Genomic DNA, 20,535 nt, shown 5'->3' on the forward strand with positions numbered 1-20,535 from the left:
CGACACCCTCGCGGTGCGGAGCGGGGTCAACCACCTCGCCTGCCCGGCTCCAGCCAGACGTTCGTCGGGTCGAAGTTCTGCAGGGCCGGGATGTAGACCGCGTTGCGCACCTGGGAGGCGTGGTAGTTGGGCTGCAGTGGATTGGTGATCGGATAGACCGGAGCTTCCTTCATCACCTGACGATCCGCCTGCGCCCACAGCTGTGCCGCCGCCTCGGGTGTCGTGGCGGTGGCCGCCAGCTGGACCAACCGGTTGGTCGCCTTGCTGGTGTAGAAGCCGAAGTTGCTGCCCGTCGGCGGGTACGACGTGGCGCCGGCGAACAGCGGCCCGAAGAACGACAGTGCGGCGTTGCCGTACCAGTCCGGTCCCCAGCTGGCGAGCGCGATGTCCCACACGCCGCGCCGTGCGACCGTCGGCACCTGAACGTACTTCGTGTAGAAGTCGGCGTTGGGCACGGCGACGCCGACGAGGCGGATCCCGACCTCCTGAAGATTCTGCTGGAGGGTCGCGAAGACCTTGCGGCCTCCCTCGGACTCGTTGCGGTACAGCATCTTCAGGGTGATCCCCGGTGGGACCTTGGCCTTCTCGAACAGCTTTCTGGTGTTGCCCGGGTTGTACGGATAGAGGTTGAAGTTCGTACTCCCCAGGATTGTCGACGGTAAGACGTGCGTGAGTGGCCTGTTGACCTTCGGTCCGCCGAGGGCCTGGATGAGGTTGCCCCGATGGATGGCGTACGCGATCGCCTGGCGGACCACGGGCTTGGTGAGGGCCTTGCCGTTGTTGGGGGAGAGGGTGTTGAAGACGAGGTACGGGTTTGTCGAGCCGGTGGGTCCCAGGTGCAGGTTGGGGTCCTGCCTCGCGATGAGTCCCGGCAGGGCTGACGGCGGCGGGTAGTTGTCCCACTCCATGTCCGCGCCGGCGCTGGCGGTCTGCAGTTGTTGCTGGGTGGACTCCTGACTCACGGTCTGGTCGACCACTATCTGGTCGACATAGGCCTTGCGGACGGGGTCGGAGGCTGGATCCCACGCCGGATTGCGTTCGAACTCGATCCGCTTGGTCGGGGTGTAGGACGTGATCTGGTACGGCCCGTTGGAGATGGTGTTCTGGGCCAACTGCCGGCTGGCCGGTGCATACCGCAGGAATTCGACCGGAGCCGGCGAGAAGGCGGGAAGCGTGAGCATGTCGACGAAATAGGTCGCTGGATGGGTGAGCGTGAAGACAATTGTGCGCTCGGCCTTTGCCGTGACGCCGGAAATGTCATTCTTGTTGATGTAGTCGGAAATGGCTTTGGCATTCTGCGGTACCCGGGCTAATCCATCGCAGAATGCCGCGTAACCGACGATCAGGTCTCTGAAGTTCGGTATTCCTCCGAACGGCTGAATCGGGTTGCAGGTGCGCTTCAGTCCGCGTACGGCATCGGCGGCGGTCACCTGCCGCTGCGGGTCGGTGTTCCACTTGGCGCCGTCGCGGATGGTGATGGTGTAGGTCCTCCCGTCGCCGCTGATGCCGCCGTTCGCCTTGCTCGGCAGGGTTGTGGCAAGGTCCGGAACCGCCGACGTGGACCGGCCTTCCTTCGCCGGATAGGTGAAGAACTGTCGGCTCCACATCCGTAGACCGAGATAGCCGATCGAGTAGTAGCTGACGTTGGGGTCCATGTAGTCGACATCCCCCGACCCCAGCATGTTCAGGGTGCCGCCCCGCTCGGGTTGGCCGGGTCTGTTTCCGTTGACCGACGGAGTCGTCCCTCGGGTGCACGCAGCGAGCAGCAACAGAACGCAGAGTCCCGCCAGCACTCTTCGGCACCAGTGAAATCCCTGAGCGCCCCGGCCTGTTGGATCTGAGAGTCTTTTCGACGACAGCATGGGCCAGGTCACCTCCGTCAACGCATTACGTGCACCCGCGATCCTGGTTATACCCACGCCATCGCCCGGCGCTCGAACCGCTGGGGAGGAAATTCGGACCTACGATCCTGTCGGCCGGAATTTGCCGTTCTGCCCTGGCATTCTCGGCACACTCTGGTCGGACTCCGCCATTGCCGGCGGACCGGACGAACTCCGTGGGACGGACGACCATCGGCTTCGGCGTGCAGGTACTTCGTCACTCGCGGTGGAGCGGAGCGTGCGGGAGATTAGAGACGTATCACCAACGATGGTCCCTCGTGGGAGGACCTGACGACATGTCTGAGGCGACCATGACTCGCGAGTCATCCAGGGGCACTGAAGCGCGACGCGCGACGATCGTCGTCGGGATCGACGGATCGGAGTCCTCAGATGCCGCGGTCCAGTGGGCGGCCGATGAGGCGCGCCGGCGCGGCGCCCAGCTGGTGCTGCTGCACGTACGACAGCCTGAAGGCTCGGTGATGACCGTCGACTCCCGCCGCTACGGCGCGCTGGCGTTGAGGGACACGGTGGGCCTGCTCTGGCAGCAGGTGACGGCCCTGCAGGAACAGAAGATCGACGTGGTCGGCCGGGTGGGTGACGGAAGCCCCGACCAGGTGTTGATCGAGGTGTCACGGGGGGCGGACCTGCTCGTGCTCGGGGCGGAGGGGACCGGTCGCCACCGAGGTCTACTGCTCGGCGACGTGGCACAGGAATGCGCACGGAGCGCGAACTGCCCGGTCGTGCTCATCCCGCCGCCCCGCCGGCGACCGGCGTAGGTCGGACCGGGCTACTCACGGCTCCAGTCGTATCAGCGGAAGTGAGTCGTATCCGCGGAGGTGCCCGTTGGCCGTGTTCACGGTTCCAGCGGAACCTGCCACACCAGGACGGTGCCACCCTGCGGGCGAGGCTCGATGGTGAGATAACCACCGAGTCGGTTCGCACGCTCTGTCATGTTCGTGAGGCCGCTCCGGCGCGGCGGGTCGGTGGGCACACCGACACCGTTGTCGGTCACATGCAGTTGGAAGACCCGGTGCAGGACGTCCGCTCGGATCAGCACGTCAGCGTGGCTGGCGTGCGCATGCCGAACGACGTTGGTGAGCGCCTCGCGCAGGGTCGCCAGCACTTCCGGGCGCATCGGGTCGGGAACCGCAGAGTCGAGTGGGCCCTCGAGGGCAACCCGCGGCTCGAAGCCCAGCGACGTCGCGGCGTCCTGGGCGATCTCCAGCACCTGCCCGCGGAGACTGCGGCGGTCACCGGCGCGTTCCTGGAGCGAGAAGATGGTCCGCCGGATCTCCTGGATGGTCGTGTCGAGGTCGCGCACGTATCCGCTCACCCGGTCGGCCAGGTCGACGCGTACGACCTGGCGGGAAATGCCCTGCAGGCCGAGCCCGACGGCGAAGAGTCGCTGGATCACGTGGTCGTGCAGGTCGCGGGCGATCCGGTCGCGGTCTTCGAAGACGGCGAGCCTGCCCCGGTCCTCCTGTGCGCGGGCGAACTCGAGTGCAAGGGCGGCGTGGCCGGCGAACGTCGTGACCATGTGCATGTCGGACGGGTCGAACGCGCCCTGGATGTCGGGCCGGGTCACGATCAGGACGCCCAGCATGTGCGGCCCTGAGGCCAGTGGGACGAGCAGCATGGAGCCGCCCTTGAGCTGGGATGCCCGGCCGCCGTCATGGTCCCAGCCGAAGGCGGCGGCATCTCCGTCGAAGACGTAGGGCCGGCTGGTGCGCATGACGTCGCCGATCGGGGTCCCTACCGTCTGCACCCGTTCCTTGCGGAGGCGCTCCGCCTGTGGTCCGGCAACGGCTTCCAGGACGAGGTCGCCGCCCTGCTCGTCGACGAGCGCGAGCATGGCCAACTCCGCGCCCGCGACCGCCCGGGCACGCTCGACGATCAGGTCGAGCGTCTCGCCGGGTGAGGCGCCGCTCAGCAGCTGGGCGGTGATCTCGGTCGAGGCGAGAAGCCAGCTCTCGCGGCGCCGGGACACGTCGTAGAGCCGCGCGTTCTCGATCGCGATGCCGGCCGCGGCGGCGAGCGCGATGACGACTTCCTCATCCTCGTCGGTGAAGTCGCCGCCACCCTGCTTCTCTGTCAGGTAGAGGTTGCCGAACGCCTCGCCGCGGACGAGGACTGGTACGCCGAGAAACGAGCGCATCGGCGGATGGTTCGCGGGGAACCCCGACGAATGGGGATGGTGGGTGAGGTCGTGCAGCCGCAAGGGATGCGGCTCGTTGATCAGCAGGCCGAGTATTCCCTTGCCGGTCGGCAGATGGCCGATCTCCTCGCGCTTCTGCTCGCTGATTCCCGTGGTGGTGAACTCGATGAGCGTCCGGTCCGGGCCGATGACCCCGATTGCTCCGTACTGGGCGCCGACCAGATCGCAGGCGGACCGCACGATGCGGTGGAGAACCTCAGGCAAGGCGAGGTTGCTCGACACCGAGACCACGGCGTCGAGCAGCCGGTGCACGCGGCGTTCATTCTCGACCAACTGGTCAGCCCGATCGACCAGCTCGCGCAACAACGTCTCGAGGCGAAGCCGGCTCAGGTCGGGCAGCACCAGGTCGTGCAGGGTCCGGGCCTCCCTGGGGTCAGGACCCGGCGAGGAGTCGGAGTCCATGGGAGCCTCCTACGACTTAAATCAACCATCAGGCTAGACCACGCCGCAGGATCGCGGTGCGTAAACCTACGCCCAATTGGGGCACCCCAGGTTTCCATTGCACAGAAAGGTTCCCGGTGCTGTCCCATGAACGTATTCGCGCAGTTCAGGGCACCATCGCGCTAATTCTGGTATCGGTACCAGGTGCGGCAATGGCGAAGATGAAAAGCGTCTCGCCCGCGCTTGTCCGGCCTGACGACTTCGCCGAACATCCCATTTAGGAACAAATACCTCCCTGTTGATCTCGTCGGGTCCGGCACGGATGCCAAGTTCGTCCTGGGGCGCCGGTCCTTGTCCTCATGGACCATCGGCGGATCCCGTGTGACCTCTGGCAGCGGTGCCGGTGACGTCGAGGTCCCCAGAGTGGTCTGGTACGAAAAGGAGTCTCTCGCAGGGAGAGGGCACATGTCGCTTCGCGACCGGCCGGCGGAAATGCCGACGACGCCGCACATACCGGCGCAGCGTTCGGCGACCCGCGTCTTCGTTCCGGCGTCGCGTCGTGCGTCGATCGGATGGCTGACCAGGCCCGGCGGCGCGGCGGCTCATGGTCTCGCCGGTCTTCGGCTGGCAACTGGTGGGGCTTTCGCCTGGGCAGGGTTCCAGGCGGCCAACGCGTTCGCCGAGGACAGCCGGCTGGTCACGGTGGCGTGGGGTCTGCTTGCCGTGGTCGCGGTCGGGCTGGTCGTGACGCTGGGCATCGCCATTGCCCTCGGCATCGGGCTACGGATCTCGGCGGCTGTCGGGACGTTCCTCGTCGTGACCTTCACGATGTACGCCTGGGCGACCGGCTGGGACAGCCCGTTCGGCGGCTTCCCCTTCGTGTACCCGCTGGCGCTGGTCGTGCTGGCCAGCACGGGTGCCGGCGAGATCTGGGGTATCGGCAGACTGTGGACCGCGCAGCCGTTCGTCCGCGGTCGGCGCTGGCTGGTCTGAGTCCGTACCCGCAAGCCCGACGCCCCTAGGTGGTCGGCGGCCTATCGCACCAGCCGCGCGGGCATGGTCACGATCCGGCGGCCCTGGATGATCTCCATCCGGATCCGGATCAGGTGGTTCCGCTCATCAGGCGACCAGCTGCGCAGGGGCAGACCCGACACCCGTGCGAGTTCCGCCTCGTCGGTCACCATCTCAGCGTGACCGATCACCGTGACACTCCATCCACGCTCGTTGTCCTGGTCGATGTCGTCGACCTCGAACGCGACGATGGCGTTGCGGGCGGCGGCATCGAGCTTCGAGCCCGGAGCGGTCCGAATGAGCACGGCGTCGCCGTCGATGATGAAATTCACCGGCTGGACGGCAGGCATCGCCTGGTCGGTGAAGACGATCCGGCCGATGGGTACGTCACCCAACAGCCGGAGACTCTCTGAGGGCTCGAGGACCTCGAGCCCTGCGCTTTCGAACATTCGGCTCCTTCGTCACCGCCAGAAATGTCGGGCGATCTCGCTCTCCACGGTGCGCCCCGATGTCCTGGTAACGCAGGGACCAAGGTCACCGGGCGGGAGAAAAAGGTCCAACTACCGCGTGCCGCGCCTGGCGGAGCCAGGTGAGTCGGTGACCGGGTGCCGAGCGACGCTCCTGCCGCCCGCCAGGTCTGGCGACCAACGCTCGCCGCGATGGTCCCGCGCGTGGTACCGCGCAATGGCCTCGGCCGGCGGGACTTTGGTCTCTATTGGTGGGAACTCTCTCACGAAAGCCTTTCGGCTGGGCCGTTGTGTCGGTCGGTGACCGAGTGAGCGGGGTGCTCGGCGAGGAACGAGCCCGCTCGAGGAGCGTACGAGGAACCGACGGCACCAGGACTACGTATCGGTCGGAGGAGGTGCAGTCGATGGGCAGTCGCGGGCTTCCGCCTCCGGGAGCGATCGTCGTCGGTGTCCACGACGGTTCGTCTGCACGAGGAGCGGTGATCTGGGCGGCACGCGCGGCCCGGGACCGCCGGTGTCCTCTCGTCGTCTGCCACGCCTACCAGCCCGGGAGGGCTCACACCGGGCGGGAGCTGGAGTGCGCGGAACGCAACCGCGCCTGGCGTACGGCGCAGGACTGGGTCCGGACCGCCAAAGCTGAGGTGCCTGGTGTCGCGGCGACGGCGTGGGTGGCCTCCGGAGCACCAGCAATGGTCCTTGCCGACGCCGTCGCCGAACCCGAGCTCATCGTGGTCGGATTCCGTGCGCATGGGCGGCTGGCCGGCGATCTGCTGGCGAGCCTGTGGGCACGCGCCGACGCGATGCCGATCTGCCCGGTCGTGGCTGTTCCGTCCCGGACCGGGGTGTTCCGCCGTTGTGTGGGGAATGGCCGCCGCCGTGACCAGGGGCGAAGGGGAGGCCGAGTCGTCGTTGCCAGTGTGACCGGCGAGACGGCCACCGACGTGAGGCGGTTCGCCACGTCCGAGGCTGCCCGGTCGGGCGCGGACGTGTGGGAGGGCCCCGTTCCCCAACCGGTGATGGACGAGCGAAACAGGCGTCGGCCGGCGGTGGGCGCGGCCACGACGGCAGGGACCGGTCTCGACGTCGGTGAACCGTTGACGGCACTCGCCCGGGATGCCGAGCTGCTCGTCGTGGGCATGCCGATCACCTCCGCGCCGCTGCGCCAGCCGAAGATCGCGCGCGGTGGTGGAGAGCAGGTGGAATCTCCGCCGATCGCGAGTCTTGGTGCGGCATTGGGGTACGGTGCGATGCGACGGCTCACTGCGCCGATCGCCGTCGTACCCGCCGCCCCAAGACCGGCGACGATGGTGCCCGCGGGAGCGCCGGGCGCCGTCCGCAGGACGGGCGTCCGACCCGCCGACCCGGCGGCCGAAGGCGCTCCACGGCTGCCGCAGGCACGTCGTCCCGGTGACGACCTGCCGGCCATCAGCCCGGTGGCGCCATGGTGACGACGCGGTCGGCGGAACGGTCGCAGCGGAGGTACGACGTGGACACGGAGAAAAGAGGTACCGGATGACCATCAAGGTCTTCCTCTTGGACGACCATGAGGTGGTTCGGGTCGGGCTGCGCCAACTCCTGGAAGAGGAGCACGACATCGAGGTGGTCGGCGAGGCGTCGACCGCGTCACAGGCGCGCGCCCGGGTCCCGGCTCTGCGTCCCGACGTCGCCGTGCTCGACGTGCGCCTGCCAGATGGTGACGGCGTGACGGTGTGCCGGGACATCCGGTCGTCCATGGACCCGCCGCCGGCATGTCTCATGCTCACGTCGTTCTCCGACGACGAGGCGCTCTTCGACGCGATCATGGCGGGGGCCGCGGGCTATCTGCTGAAGCAGGTGAGCAGCAACGACCTGGTGGGTGCCGTACGCCGGTTGGCCACGGGTGAGTCGATGGTCGATCCGGCACTGACCGCCGCCGTGCTCGAGCGGCTGCGCAGGGGGCCGGAACAGGAGGACCCGCGTTATGCCGCGCTCACCGATCAGGAGCGCCGCATCCTCGACCTGATCGCGGCCGGCATGACCAACCGGCAGATCGCCCAGTCGATGTTCCTGGCCGAGAAGACGGTGAAGAACTACGTGTCGGGGATGCTGCGCAAGCTTGGCATGGAACGCCGTACCGAGGCGGCCGTGTTCGCTGTGGAACGCAGCCGGAAGGACCGCGCTCTCGGTCCGCCTGAGTAGGCACGGCCACTGCTCCGCATCGGCGCGTCGGGCCCTCCCGTCGGCGCGCCGGGTCGTCCGGCCCTCGCCCGGGCATCCTTCGCCCCTGCCATCCCCTCGCCTGTCGTTCGTAGCGTTCACAGGCATTCGGACTGAAGCGCTGTCCGGACGGGGGGAGTCACCATGGGGGGCCAGCAACGGCCGGTGACGGTGGGCGTCGACGGAGGGCCGGCAACGGCGGCCGCGATTCGCTGGGGACTCGCTGAGGCACGGACACGGCGGGCGCCGCTGCGCCTTGTCCACGTCTATGGCCGGCCCGCCGCGATGGACGGGTGGGACGTCCCCGTGGCCTACGGCCCCTACGCGCTGGCGGCCGCGGCGGGCGAGATCCTGGCCGACGCGCTCGCGAGGACCGCCGGACGCGCCGAAGACCTGTCCGTCAGCGGCGCGACGATCGAGGGTGAGCGCGTCCCCACGCTGCTCATGGAGTCCGCACGCGCCGATCTCATGGTGGTGGGTACCCGCGGCCTCGGCCGGCTGACGGGTGCCGTCCTGGGCTCGGTCAGTTCGGCGGTCGCCGCCGCGGCGTGCTGTCCGGTGATTGTCGTCCGCGGCAGGGCGGGCTATCCAGAAGGCCACGTGGTGGTGGGGATCGACGGTGGCGAGGAGTCCGACCGCGTGCTCGAGTACGCGTTCGACCATGCGAGCCGGTACGGGCTGCCGCTGCGGGCGGTGTGGTGTCGCCGGCCGCCGCCCGGCCGGCTGCGCGAGCCGGGCCCCGCCGGCGACTGCCGTGACCGGGCCACGACGGCGATGCTCGATGCCGTGGCCAGCTGGCAGGACAAGTATCCCGACGTTCCGGTCGAGCGGGTCATCCGCCCGTCCCATGCCGTGGACGGTCTCCTCGAGGAAGGGCTGCAGGCGAGCCTGATCGTCGTAGGCGCCCGAGGCGGTCTTGGCCATCCCGGATTCCTGCTCGGCTCGGTGAGCCAGGGTGTGCTGCATCACGCCACCTCCCCGGTCGCCGTTGTACGTCCCTGACGGCTCCCTCGGGCCCAGCCAGCTCCGGCCGCGGTCGCGGAGCGTAGCCGGGGACGGGACCGGGGGGTATCTGGCGAACCCGGCAATCCGGCCCTGACACGGGACCATCGGCGCCTCGGGGAGGACCATCGCCCGGCGTACCAGGACCATCGACCACGGCAAGCCTGTGCGGTGACGGCGGATGCTGAGAGTGATCGAAGGCCGGTCCCGAAGGAGGAACCCATGGTGCAGCTGATGGAGCTACGCCGCAAGCATGCGGAGTTCGCGGCCTCTTTGGACGCCTTGCGCCATACTGCCGACCAGATGGAGAGCGGGTCCGTCCTGGAGCTCTGGGATCGACTTACGTGTGCCGTCGGATTTCTCACCCATGAGCTGTTGCCCTTCACTGCTGTCGAGGACGAGATCCTGTATCCCGCGTTGGAGGTTGCGGCCGAGGCATCGACACCGGTCGACGTCCTCCGGGCCGAGCATGTCAGCTTGGCGCGGATGACGGCGGAGCTGGACGAGGCACGACGCGCGTTGCCCCTCGGTGACAACGACGGCACGTGGACCAACCTGCGGCGCATCCTCTACGGCCTCTATGCCGTCGCTCGCCTGCACTTCATGGTCGAGGACGAGATTGTGCTGCCCCTGTTGGAGGCTGACCTCGACGGACGCGATGCGGAGGAGCTCGAAGCGGCGATCCGGGCGGTGGCACACAACGCGACGTTGTCGCCGGCGTACGAAGCCTGATCACCACTGGCGGAAGGTACGTCTTGGGGGGCTCTGTCGCAGTGGCTTGAGGAGGGCCTTTCGCCCCGGTGGCAAGAGCCTCGGGACTCTGGGGGCTCGACGTGTCCGCCGAGGACGCTTCTAGACATGCCTCGGCGCCATGTCCTGACCGCGCAGGAAGAACAGCTGGCGACTGACGCCGCCTCCCGAACACCCCCGATCCAGTCGCCCCCGCCGTGGCGGTTCGCCTTCGCCGATGACCGCCTCGAGGTATGGGGGCAGGAGGGTCCCACGAAAGGCGACGATCCCAGCGGCCGCGTCCGGTCGATCTCGTGCGGAGCCGCGACATACGACGCGACGCTCGCGATCCGGGCCGCCGGGCACGAGGCGTGGGTCCAGGTCCAGCCGTCCCCGGCCGTCGCCGATCTTGCCGCTGTCGTCCACATCGGTGTCCGGCGTCCGCCCGCGCCGGAGGACCTCACGTTGTACGACGCGATCCGGGAACGTCCGATCGATCCCGGGCCGTACCGCGACTGGCGACTGCCGTTCTCGCTGATCACTCGGCTCGAGGACGCGGCAGAGGCCGAAGGTGGCTACTTCCGCGTGCTCACCTCGACCGAGCTCGAGCGGGTCCGCCAGCTGGTCGCGAAGGCCGGTGGTGACGTATCTGCCGGTGGTGAGGTACAGGCTGCGGGAGCAGCGTCGGCCGGCGAAACCGCGCGCTCCGGGCGTGACCACCTCATTCCCGCCCAGCCGGGAACCCGGCTCGCCGAACTGGGCGCCGAACAGCAGCTCACGCTGGCCGTCCTCACCACGCCCGGCAATTCGCGCACGGACTGGGTACGCGCCGGCATGGCGCTCGAGCACGTACTCCTCACCGCACTGTTGTACGGAGTCGTCGGAGTCTTCCTCGATTCCGCCGCCGAACCACTGTGCGAGCGGGCACGGGTACACGGCACGCCGATGGGCGTCGACCATCCGCAGATCGTCCTGCGGCTCGGCTACCCACGTCACGACATCGCCCGGGCGCCTCGACGGACGACCGCACAGGCCGCGGCGACAGGGAGGCCTGGTCGATGATCGGAGAACGGGCTCGGACGCCGATCGTGGTGGGCGTTCCGGGCGGAGCGTCGCGCCCGACCACGCTGGACGCCCCGGTGCGTTGGGCGGCGAGGGAGGCGCTCATCCGCGGCGTTCCGTTGTGGTTGGTCCATGCGTTCCTGCCGTCGTACGGGAGTCCGTTGTCGACCGGAGGAACGGGCTGGACCGGCACCTCGGGCTCGATCCGGGCTGACGGCGACGAGTTGGGGGCGGCGGCGCATCGCGCGGTGCGTTGCCTGGAGCAGGTGGCGTCCCAGCTGGCGGCTGAGTACCCGGAGTTGTCCGTGGCCATGTTCGCGCGGTGCGGCGCGACGGTGGCGGTGCTGAGCGACATCGCCGGCGACGCGGCGCTCCTCGTCGTGGGTCGACACTCCCACGGCCGGGTCGCCCAGGCTGTCCTCGGCTCGGTGGCGGCCGGGTGTCCCCGGGAGCCGTCGAGCCCGGTGGTCGCCGTTCCGGCGCGTGGGGGCGGGCACGCGGCGCCGGGAGCACCGATCGTCGTCGGGGTGGATGCGGAAGGGCCCGCTCCCGAGACCCTCGGCTTCGTGTTCGCCGAGGCTCTGGTGCGTGGTGCTCCGTTGCGGTTCCTGCACTGTCACGGTCCGGGCGCGGCAACAGGAGAGCGCTGGCTGGCGATGGTCGACGCCCTCACGCCCTATCGTGCGGCATTCCCGTCTGTGGCGATGACTGCCGAGATCGTCGACGGGGAGCCGGCCGAGATCCTCGTCAAGGAGTCGGTGACGGCGAGCCTCCTGGTGCTGGGACCAGGTGATGGCTGGACGGCCGGCTGGCGCCTCGGACGGTTGGGAGAGGTGGGGCACGAGGTGCTCTGCCAGTCGGCCGGACCGGTCGTCCTCGTCCGCGAGGCCGCCCACAACCCGGCAGGGGCGGTGCGGTCGCGATGAGCGGTTTCACGGTGCATCCACCTCCGCGCCACCGAGGGGCTCCGGCAGACGAGGCGCGCACGGCGGGCGAGGCGGGCGGGACCTGCGAGGAGTCATCCAGGGCGGCATCCAACGGCAGCGAACCTCGCCGGCATGCCCGGCTGGAGGTCGGCGGGATCGTGCACGGCGTGGGATTTCACCCGTTCACCTGCCGGCTGGCTCGAGAGCTTGGTCTCGACGGGACTGTCCGTACGGTCGGGGACCAGGTGCTGATCGACGCGGCCGGACCGGCGGGTGCGCTGTCCGACCTGCACCGGCGACTGTTGACCGACGCGCCCGCGCCGGCGCGGGTGTCGACCATCGGGGTCGCGGAGCTGAACGGTGACGGACCGCAGCCCGGCACAGGTTTCCGGAGTGTGGTGAGTCCGGTGCTGTCGGCCGGAGCGGACACCGGCCGTGACGAGTCTCTGCGTCTCGCCGCGTCCCGGCTGACCGGTGTCCCACGCGTCCCCGCTCCTCGCCGACAGAGCGGAGCACCACCGGCGGCGGCACCCGAGCGGCCGGTCTGTGCCGACTGCGTACGCGAAATGTTCGATCCGCGCGACCGGAGGTACCGCTACCCCTTCGTATCCTGCGCGAGGTGCGGACCCGCGTCGCTGCCCGGGTCCGCCGACACCCAGGGTCAGATGTGTCGTGACTGCCAGGCCGACCACGACGAGGCCACGGGCAGACGCTTCCAGGCCGGCTTCGTCGCCTGCCCCGCCTGCGGACCGCTGCCGACCTGGCGCGAGGGCGCCGAGGATGCGGACCAACCCCGGGGCCACGAAGCCGTCGCCACAGCGGTCGAGCGGATCGAAGCCGGCGGTGTGGTGGCGGTGAAGGGCCCAGGGGGCTACCAGCTGGTATGCGCGGCGACAGTGCCCCGGGCGGTGGCGCGCCTGCGTGCGGCCAAGGGGAGCTGGACGAGACCGCTGGCGGTGCTAGCTGGCGACCTGGCCAGTGCGAGATCCCTTGCCTGGTTGAGCTCTGCCGAGGAACGGCTGCTGGTCTCCAGCGGTCGCCCCACCGTGCTGGTGAGGGCGCGGCCCGGAAACGTGCCGCTCGCCGCTGGGACCAACCCCGGGACGGACCGGCTTGGGTTGATGCTTCCGTTCTCGCCGTTGCAGCACCTGCTGGTGCATGACGTCGACCGCCCGCTGGTGATCACGAGCGGCAACCGGACGGACGAGCCGCGTGCGATCGACGATGCCGACGCGCTCGCCCGGCTGGCGGCTTTCGTGGACGGGTTCCTCCTACACGATCTGCCGGTCCTGGTGCCGCACGAGGAAAGCGTCGGCGCGGTCGTGGGTGGCCGACCGGTCGTCGTTCGTCGTGGTCGCGGCCAGGTCCCCGGCCGGTTCAGGCTGCGTCACGGTGTCGGACAACCTGTCCTCGCCGTCGGCTCCCAGCGCGAACACACCTTCGCCGTCGCGATCGATGACGAGGTGACGATCGGCGGCCGGCAGGGCGACCTGTCCCACGCTTCGACGATGCAGGTCTTCGAGGACGGGCTCGCGCAGATCGGGGTCCCAGGCGGACCCGGGCGTGCTCGACCCGAACCGGGTGACGTGACCGGGACTGGGACTGGGACGATCGTCGCGCACGACCTCCACCCCGGTTACCTGTCCAGCCAGTACGCGGCTCGGTGGCCCGACGACCGACGGATCGCGGTCCAGCACCATCACGCGCATGTCGCCTCGTGTGCGGCCGAGCACGAGCTGGACGGTCCGTTCATCGGCGTGGCGTACGACGGCCTCGGGCTGGGTGACGACGGCACGTTCTGGGGCGGCGAGGTGCTGATCGCCGATCTCTCCGGTTACCGGCGGGTGGGGAGGTTCGGCGCCGCACCGTTGCCAGGAGGGGAGGCAGCGGTACGGCGTCCGGCTCGTCTCGCGCTCGGTTACCTCCTCGCCGGCGAGCAGTTGGGTGGTGCCCAGGTCGCGCCCGAGCTCGTCCACACCTTCACGAAACGGCTGTCGGTCCGAGAGCTCGACACGGTACGCAGGATGCTGCACGCCGGCGGCTCCAGCCCTGTAGGGTCCAGCGCTGCCCAACTCATCGCCGCGGTGGCGAGTCTGCTCGGACTGCGCGACGACGCGACGTATCACGATGAACCCTCCGTGGCCGTCGAGGCCGCGGCGCGGGGGCTGTCCGCGCGCGGCGGAGCGCCCGAACTCCCGTGGCGGATCGTGTCAGCGGCGGGGCTTCGGGTGTACGACCCGGTACCGACCCTCGCCGCCGTTCTTGCCGGAGTCGCCGACGGTGCGCCCACGAGCATGATGGCCGCCGGACTGCACGCGACGTTCGCCACCGTGACGGCGGCATTGTGCGTCGACGCCCGACGGGAGTCCGGCCTGCACACGGTATGCGTTTCGGGGGAGTGCCTCACCAACGGCCTTCTCGCGTCGTCGGTGGTCGGCGCGCTTCGGGCTGAGGGCTTCGACGTCTTCCTCAACGAGCGGATCCCCACGAACGACGGAGGAATCAGCTTCGGGCAGGCAGCGGTCGCGGCTGCCCGACTGGCAAAAGGCCCACCATGACGGGCCTGTCGCCCCTGAAGGGCGGTAGCGCATCCGTGGTCGGCTGGCACGTGAACGAGGAGGGATGACAGATGGCGACGATGCGACGTCCGGGCAGGCGCAACCTGTCTGGCCTCCCGATGTCCTTCTCGGGGGTCGATGCCCGGAAGTTCCGCACTACGACGTATCTGCAGCCCTTCACGAGATGTCGGTTCCCGTCCACGAGGAGCGAGCGGAGCCGCGTGCCGACCCCGTGCAGCGAACAGCCTGAACGGACGGCACTTCCCAGCTGGGCACCGACCAGCAGGGTGCGCGACGGGAGCTGAAGCGGGGGAACGGGGCATGGCACCGGGTGACGGGGACAGATGCCCGGTGGCATGAGGAGGGCACTGGTGATGGGGGGCATGGCACCGGGTGACGGGGACAGATGCCCGGTGGCATGAGGAGGGCACTGGTGATGGGGGGCATGGCACCGGGTGACGGGGACAGATACCCGGTGGCATGGGACATGGGCACCGTGCCAGGGAGCGCGCCGGTCACTGGGGGGCGACCAGCGCCAGCGGGTGCGGCTTCGACACCGGAGCCGCACCCGCTTCCCTTTCCGGGATCGACGTACCGTCGATCCGGCCCACCCCGCTCCCGTCACGTGACGGTCGACCAGGAAGGGACGAGGCGATCACCATGACGGCCACGAAGACCTGGACTGTCGAGATCTCCATCGACGAACACGAGAACCGCACCCGTGCGGTGGCGCGGCTGGTGACGAACGGGACCGCACGCACCGGGAAGGGCACCGCCCGACTCAACCCGAGCGACCGGAACGTGCCCATGATCGGTGACGAGCTGGCAGCCGCGAGGGCACTGTCGGAGCTGTCACACCAACTACTCCACGCCGCCGCCGACGACATCGAGAGTGTCACGGCCGAACCGGCCCACCTGCACTACTGAGCAGGTGGGCCTTGCACGCACCGTGACACCCTCGACGCGCTGCTACGACGTCACGTCGGTCTGGGTGGCGAAAACGACGATATTGTTCGGATACGCGGTTTCTTCTGACCACGTGCCACCACAGGTGACCAATCGGAGCTGGGCCCGGTCGGCCGGACCGTAGACGAGTCCGGACGGGAACTCGTCCTTGGGGTAGGACTGAGCGCCGTCGACTGTGAACTCGACGACCTTGCCGTCCTTGCGGGTGATCTCAACTGTGTCGCCAGGCTCCAACAGTCCGAGGTTGTAGAACGCGGCCGGACCCATCTTGGCCGTGTCGACGTGACCGACGAGGACCGCGTTACCGATCTCGCCCGGGCTCGCTCCTCGTTGGTACCACCCGGCGAAGTTGGCCTTGCTCCTGGGCGGGACCTGCACGGAGCCGTCGTCGTTCAATCCGAGGGTCATGATTCTCGTCTCGAGGCCGATCGACGGGATGGTGACCTCTATGGGCACCGATCGGGCCAGTCCAGCAGCGGGCTTTGCCTTCGCGCGGTTGACGTCGGCGACAGCGGATGCGGTGGGCGCGGCTTCGGATACGGGCTGGGGTGGCTGGCGGACGGGCGCGTTGAACGCCGCCAGCAGCAGACCGGTGCCGGCCATGGCGAGGGCGATGATGACGGCGACGCCGGCAGCCGGCCATGGGAACCCATGACCGGCGCCGGCCTTGTGCGCCGCCTTGCTAGGCGATGCTGCCATCTGTCCTACGCCGCCGCATCATCACGATGCCGCCAATGCCTGCCGCTGCGAGCACGCCCGCTCCACTCACGGCAAGGCTGGTGTTGGTGTCGCTCGTACCACCGTCGCCACCGTCGACCCCGCCGTTGGGAACGACGTAGAGGTGACCGTATGCACAGGAGCCCTTGAGCTTGTACTTGCCCGGGTCAGCGTAGGAGGGAATCTCCGCGCTTCCCCAGTAGACGAAGTGCTTGCGCTTCACGCCGTCCTTCTGCCCGTCGACCTCGTCGCCACCGACGCCGTCCTTCAGGCCGTTAGCCTCAGCCTTCTTCTTGTCCCACTTCTTCTCACCGTTGGGGACGGCGTTGCGGGGCTCAGACATCGCATCGCCGTTCGGCGGCGCGGCATACTCTTCCACCATCTCGGGCCGGAGAGGGCCCTTCCACGGCCACAGCTTGACCTTGCCGGTGACCTCCGACCACGCCCAGGCCTTGGGCTGCGGCTTGCTGCAGATCTGCAGGACCTTGACCTCGTGACCCGGCTTCGCCCATTGCGGGAAGGTCTTGATGATGCCCTTCTCGTGATGATCGCCTCCGCCGCCGTCGGCCGTTGCGGCGGCGGCACCCGGAGCAGTGCTAAGCAGACATGCACCGGCCAGTGCGGCGCCAGCGACCATCCTGCCGAGGAACTTCTTGGACATAGGCTCTGTCGCTCCTTTTTCTTTCAGCTTCTTCTCAGCTCCAGCTGACGTTTCAACGCTGCCCGATGCGCTTGTGTCCTCAAACGAAAGTCCGAGTCAGGCAGACAGTTGCACATCGCGACGATTACCCCGGTAGCTTGATGCAGCACCAGGGATGTCTCCATGTGGGATGAGAAGTGATGTCGAATCCGGCCGGTCGCAATAGTGACGTGACACGTGACTGGAAGGAACGATGAGATGCAGAATTATCCCGTGCACCTGGCGGGCCGGCGTGACGTGGATCTGAGCCGCTGGCTGTGGATCGTGAAGTGGTTGCTCGCGCTGCCGCACTACATCGTGCTGCTCGTCCTGTGGTTCGTGTTCTTGGTCCTGACCATCGTTGCGTGGTTCGCAATTCTTGTGACTGGCCGCTATCCGTGGCAGATTTTTCATTTCAACGAAGGTGTTCTCCGGTGGAGTTGGCGGGTCACCTTCTACGCCTTTGTGCTGGGCACAGACCGTTATCCGCCTTTCCGGCTGGGCAGTGACCCGAACTATCCGGCCGACCTGTCGGTCGACTATCCCCAGCGCCTTTCCCGTGGGCTCGTCCTGGTGAAGTGGTGGCTGCTCGCGATACCGCACTACCTGGTGGTCGGTGTCTTCACCAACGGTGTGAGCTCGGGCTGGTCCGGCGGCGGAATGTACGCAGAGGACGGTCACGTGTGGTCCGCCCCCTGGCAGCCGGCGCACATCGGCCTGACCGGACTGATGGCGCTGTTCGCCGGCGTCGTCCTGTTGTTCCGGGCGCGCTATCCGGACGGTCTCTTCGACTTCCAGATGGGCATGCAGCGCTGGATCTACCGCGTCAGTGGCTACGCACTCCTGATGCGGGACGAGTACCCACCCTTCCGAATGGACCTCGGTGGCGCGGATCCAGGCCAAGGGGCCGAACGGCCCGGACACACGACCGGGAACCACTGACCTTCGCCCCTGGCGGGAAGTCCTGTCTGACAACAAACCTGGGGACACCCGCACCACGAGTCCGCACCCGGAGGCCCACGCGATGCCAACCCGTCCACCACTGCGCCAGCTCGGTCTGAGCACCGGCAAGAAGGCGCGTCTGCACCGCATCCTTTTCCGGCACGGTCTCGGCAACGGGACGGCCATCTTTCTGCCCTACGACCAGGGTCTTGAACACGGCCCACGCGACTTCTTCGTCAACCCGGCAGCGGGTGATCCCGCCTACATCACGAAGCTGGCGGTGAAGGGCGGGTTCAACGGAATCGCTCTTCAGATCGGTCTCGCCGAGAAGTTCTACTGGGACTACGCGGGCGAGGTGCCGCTGATCCTGAAACTCAACGGCAAGACCGAGATTCCGTCCGACGCCGAGGCCCTCTCACCGGTGCACGCGAGCGTGGCGGACGCCGTCCGGCTCGGCGCGGACGCGGTGGGATACACGATGTACGTCGGCACTCCCGCACAGGAACAGGACTTCGCGCAGTACCACCAGGTCCGTGAGGACGCCCACCACTACGGGCTTCCGCTGATCGTGTGGGCATATCCGCGCGGGTCGGCGATCGACTCCAAGGGTGGCAAGGACTCCTTCTACGCGGTCGACTACGCCGCACGAACGGCGAGCGAGTTGGGCGCTGACATCGTGAAGGTGAACTTCCCGAGGCCCGAACTGCGCACGGCCGTCCGTCAGGAGTACGCCCGCGACTTCTCCACCCAGGAGGCGATCGACGCTGTTGTCCGGTCGGCGAACCGCACCTATGTCCTCGTCTCCGGCGGCGAGAAGTCCGGCGACGAAGCGATGCTGGAGAAGGCCCGTCACGCCATGGAGGCCGGCGCGGTCGGCCTGATCTTCGGCCGGAACATCTGGCAGCGCTCCTACGACGACTCGCTCGCGTTCGTGGACCGGCTCAAGGAGGTCCTCGCGAAGTACCCGGCCCTCTGAGCCAGCGGGTCGGTCCGGTGGAAGGCTTCCTGGGTCACGCCATCCTGTCCCAGGGCACCTGGAGCGACTGCGCACGGAGCCGGTACGACCGCGACAGGTACGGCCGCGTCGCACAGGACGGCTCGGGCCACCGCGCCGCCCTGCCGGTCGCCGAAGTGGCTCGCGGGCCGGGCGGTGAGGCTCGACCTCGGACGGGGTGGGCGGGTGGAGGTGCCCAGCACCAGCAGGCGTGCATGCTCGGCGTGGGCGACCAACGCGGGCGCGGGATGGGTGTGCTCGACGACGACCGTCACGTCCACGTCGGCGAACCTGGCCCGCCAGGGCGCGAGGATCTCGCCGAGGACATCGCCGAGTGCACTGCGCACCCCGCGGCTTGCGGAGGCACCCAGGTCCCACGCACACAGGACGACGAGTGGCGCGGAGGCCTGCCGGGCCGCCGCGAACGCGAAGTCCAGCGGCCCGATGTCGTGAGGCGGGATGTCGACGCCGACGAGCACATGCCGTCCCTTGTCCTGGCCCGGAACCCACTCGGGCGGGACGACGACCAGCGGGATCGCGCTCTTTGCCACGAGCGTCGTCGACGTCGAGCCGAGGACACGTGACGCGAGCCGCCCGCGGCCACGCCGCCCCACGACACAGAGCGGCGATCGGTTGGATGCGTCGATCAGGACCTCGCTCGCTGGCCCTTCGTACAGCGCCGTTCCCACGACCCGACCAGCATTCCGCCCTCCTGCGAGATGCGCCCGGGCCGCCGTGAAGACCTCCCTGCCCTCGTCGTACATCTGGCTCATGTTCGCCTGCGGACTGAGGTGGTGGCGGACTCCGGTGCGCTGGTACGCATGCACCATCCGCACCCGGACGCCGCGTCGGGCGGCTTCGTCGATGGCCCAGTCGAGGGCCCGGAGGCCGTTGTCCGAACCGTCCACCCCGACCACGATCGCCGGTTTGCTGTTCGGACGCGGCATGTGGGTGTTCCTCTCACCAAAGGTCAGTCGCCGTCGGTCCCAGCCTCGCAACCCGCCTCCGGCCATATGAGCGGGTTGCGAGTCCGTGGGTCCCTCGGCGGGCCCAGAGCAGACCTTGGGCCCATTCGAGCCCCGGGCGGTCGGGAAATGCTGGATTCGGGGGCGTGTGCCGACAGGCGCGCGACGGGGGAGGTCGTCATGGTCCGACGCCGGGTTCGTCGACGGAGCGGCCGGTGGGCGGTGGCCTTCGCCCGGCGGCTCGCATGGACGCGCAACCCGATGTACCGCACGTCGGACCGGGTAGAGGGGTTACTCCTGTTGACCGTGCTCGTCGCCGCCCTCGTGGCGATCCCGCTCGCGGTCGGCGTCGGACGGACGGCGTACGACGACGGCCTGCGGCAGTCGGCGCAGCTGACCGCGGCGGGGCACTGGATTCGCGCGACGCTGGTCGAGACCGTCCCGGAGACGGCGGTGTCCGAACCGGCCGCGCCGACCACGCTCACCACCTTGGCCCGCGCGCGGTGGAAGGCACCCGACGGGTCACTCCGCGAGGCGAAGGTGCCGGCGAAGGCGGGTACGGCGGCCGGGACGAAGGTGCCCGTCTGGGTGAACGAGTCCGGCCAGGCCGTCCGGCCCCCTCCCCGTACGGACCAGGTGTCGGACAAGGCCGTCGCGACCGGACTGACCAGTTGGATGGCGATGGAGCTGGGCGTGGTGGTGAGCTTCCTGCTGCTGCGCTGGCTGCTCGACCGGCGCAGGCTCGCCTCCTGGGAGGCCGAATGGCAGCGGGTCGCTCCGCGCTGGACCAGGAAGCTCCGATGAGAAACTGCCAGGGGCTCTTCCCGGCCCGTGGGGACCTTCGT

The 20,535-nt window shown here is 68.7% G+C and carries 19 protein-coding genes; 13 read left to right on the forward strand and 6 right to left on the reverse strand.

Annotation, left to right across the window (positions count from 1 at the left end; translation table 11 throughout):
* Positions 1-26 precede the first annotated feature (26 nt).
* Complete coding sequence (locus ABN028_RS16500) at positions 27-1,793, reverse strand: ABC transporter substrate-binding protein (RefSeq protein ID WP_349328668.1); 1,767 nt, start codon at positions 1,791-1,793, stop codon at positions 27-29.
* A gap of 383 nt (positions 1,794-2,176) precedes the next feature.
* Here ABN028_RS16500 and ABN028_RS16505 point away from each other — a divergent pair, with 383 nt between their 5' ends.
* Positions 2,177-2,656, forward strand: coding sequence for a universal stress protein (locus ABN028_RS16505; protein WP_349328666.1), 480 nt, complete (start codon positions 2,177-2,179; stop codon positions 2,654-2,656).
* Positions 2,657-2,733: 77 nt separating this feature from the next.
* Here ABN028_RS16505 and ABN028_RS16510 read toward each other — a convergent pair whose 3' ends face one another.
* Positions 2,734-4,497 (reverse strand): GAF domain-containing sensor histidine kinase, encoded by a 1,764-nt coding sequence (locus tag ABN028_RS16510; protein ID WP_349697193.1) that lies wholly within the window; start codon positions 4,495-4,497, stop codon positions 2,734-2,736.
* Positions 4,498-4,941: 444 nt separating this feature from the next.
* Here ABN028_RS16510 and ABN028_RS16515 point away from each other — a divergent pair, with 444 nt between their 5' ends.
* Positions 4,942-5,469, forward strand: coding sequence for a hypothetical protein (locus ABN028_RS16515; protein ID WP_349697194.1), 528 nt, complete (start codon positions 4,942-4,944; stop codon positions 5,467-5,469).
* A gap of 41 nt (positions 5,470-5,510) precedes the next feature.
* On the opposite strand, the gene ABN028_RS16520 is transcribed toward ABN028_RS16515, so the two are convergent.
* Positions 5,511-5,936 (reverse strand): pyridoxamine 5'-phosphate oxidase family protein, encoded by a 426-nt coding sequence (locus tag ABN028_RS16520; RefSeq protein ID WP_349328663.1) that lies wholly within the window; start codon positions 5,934-5,936, stop codon positions 5,511-5,513.
* A 422-nt stretch (positions 5,937-6,358) separates the two neighbouring features.
* On the opposite strand from ABN028_RS16520, the gene ABN028_RS16525 reads away from it, so the two are divergent.
* From ABN028_RS16525 to ABN028_RS16560, 8 genes are all read left to right on the forward strand, one after another.
* Positions 6,359-7,402 (forward strand): universal stress protein, encoded by a 1,044-nt coding sequence (locus tag ABN028_RS16525; protein WP_349328662.1) that lies wholly within the window; start codon positions 6,359-6,361, stop codon positions 7,400-7,402.
* A 64-nt stretch (positions 7,403-7,466) separates the two neighbouring features.
* A complete protein-coding gene (locus tag ABN028_RS16530; RefSeq protein ID WP_349328661.1) occupies positions 7,467-8,132 on the forward strand; it encodes a response regulator in 666 nt (221 codons plus the stop codon).
* 162 nt (positions 8,133-8,294) lie between these two features.
* The gene (locus ABN028_RS16535) at positions 8,295-9,152 is read left to right on the forward strand and encodes a universal stress protein (RefSeq protein ID WP_349328660.1); all 858 of its coding nucleotides are present in this window, start codon (positions 8,295-8,297) and stop codon (positions 9,150-9,152) included.
* A gap of 222 nt (positions 9,153-9,374) precedes the next feature.
* Complete coding sequence (locus ABN028_RS16540) at positions 9,375-9,884, forward strand: hemerythrin domain-containing protein (protein ID WP_349328659.1); 510 nt, start codon at positions 9,375-9,377, stop codon at positions 9,882-9,884.
* A gap of 126 nt (positions 9,885-10,010) precedes the next feature.
* Positions 10,011-10,943 (forward strand): nitroreductase family protein, encoded by a 933-nt coding sequence (locus ABN028_RS16545; RefSeq protein WP_349328658.1) that lies wholly within the window; start codon positions 10,011-10,013, stop codon positions 10,941-10,943.
* On the forward strand, positions 10,940-11,869 hold the full coding sequence (locus tag ABN028_RS16550) for a universal stress protein (RefSeq protein ID WP_349697195.1): 930 nt from the start codon (positions 10,940-10,942) through the stop codon (positions 11,867-11,869). The genes ABN028_RS16545 and ABN028_RS16550 overlap by 4 nt, the downstream gene beginning before the upstream one ends.
* Complete coding sequence (locus ABN028_RS16555) at positions 11,866-14,427, forward strand: Kae1-like domain-containing protein (protein WP_349697196.1); 2,562 nt, start codon at positions 11,866-11,868, stop codon at positions 14,425-14,427. Before ABN028_RS16550 ends, ABN028_RS16555 begins: the two co-directional genes overlap by 4 nt.
* 660 nt (positions 14,428-15,087) lie before the next feature.
* On the forward strand, positions 15,088-15,354 hold the full coding sequence (locus ABN028_RS16560; RefSeq protein ID WP_349328655.1) for a DUF1876 domain-containing protein: 267 nt from the start codon (positions 15,088-15,090) through the stop codon (positions 15,352-15,354).
* A gap of 42 nt (positions 15,355-15,396) precedes the next feature.
* On the opposite strand, the gene ABN028_RS16565 is transcribed toward ABN028_RS16560, so the two are convergent.
* Positions 15,397-16,092, reverse strand: coding sequence for a class F sortase (locus ABN028_RS16565; RefSeq protein WP_349328654.1), 696 nt, complete (start codon positions 16,090-16,092; stop codon positions 15,397-15,399).
* On the reverse strand, positions 16,076-16,771 hold the full coding sequence (locus ABN028_RS16570; RefSeq protein ID WP_349328653.1) for a GVDTG sorting domain-containing protein: 696 nt from the start codon (positions 16,769-16,771) through the stop codon (positions 16,076-16,078). The genes ABN028_RS16565 and ABN028_RS16570 overlap by 17 nt, the downstream gene beginning before the upstream one ends.
* A 237-nt stretch (positions 16,772-17,008) precedes the next feature.
* Here ABN028_RS16570 and ABN028_RS16575 point away from each other — a divergent pair, with 237 nt between their 5' ends.
* Positions 17,009-17,731 (forward strand): DUF4389 domain-containing protein, encoded by a 723-nt coding sequence (locus tag ABN028_RS16575; RefSeq protein WP_349328652.1) that lies wholly within the window; start codon positions 17,009-17,011, stop codon positions 17,729-17,731.
* 82 nt (positions 17,732-17,813) lie between these two features.
* A complete protein-coding gene (locus tag ABN028_RS16580; protein ID WP_349697197.1) occupies positions 17,814-18,707 on the forward strand; it encodes a class I fructose-bisphosphate aldolase in 894 nt (297 codons plus the stop codon).
* Here ABN028_RS16580 and ABN028_RS16585 read toward each other — a convergent pair.
* Positions 18,641-19,672: a universal stress protein gene (locus ABN028_RS16585; protein ID WP_349697198.1), complete on the reverse strand. Its 1,032-nt coding sequence runs from the start codon at positions 19,670-19,672 to the stop codon at positions 18,641-18,643. The two genes, ABN028_RS16580 and ABN028_RS16585, sit on opposite strands and share 67 nt — an antisense overlap.
* Before the next feature lie 198 nt (positions 19,673-19,870).
* On the opposite strand from ABN028_RS16585, the gene ABN028_RS16590 reads away from it, so the two are divergent.
* Positions 19,871-20,494, forward strand: a complete 624-nt coding sequence (locus ABN028_RS16590; RefSeq protein ID WP_349328649.1) for an Rv1733c family protein — start codon at positions 19,871-19,873, stop codon at positions 20,492-20,494.
* Positions 20,495-20,535 lie beyond the last annotated feature (41 nt).

The organism is Actinopolymorpha sp. B17G11 (assembly GCF_040196095.1).
In the GTDB taxonomy this organism is placed as follows: domain Bacteria; phylum Actinomycetota; class Actinomycetes; order Propionibacteriales; family Actinopolymorphaceae; genus Thermasporomyces.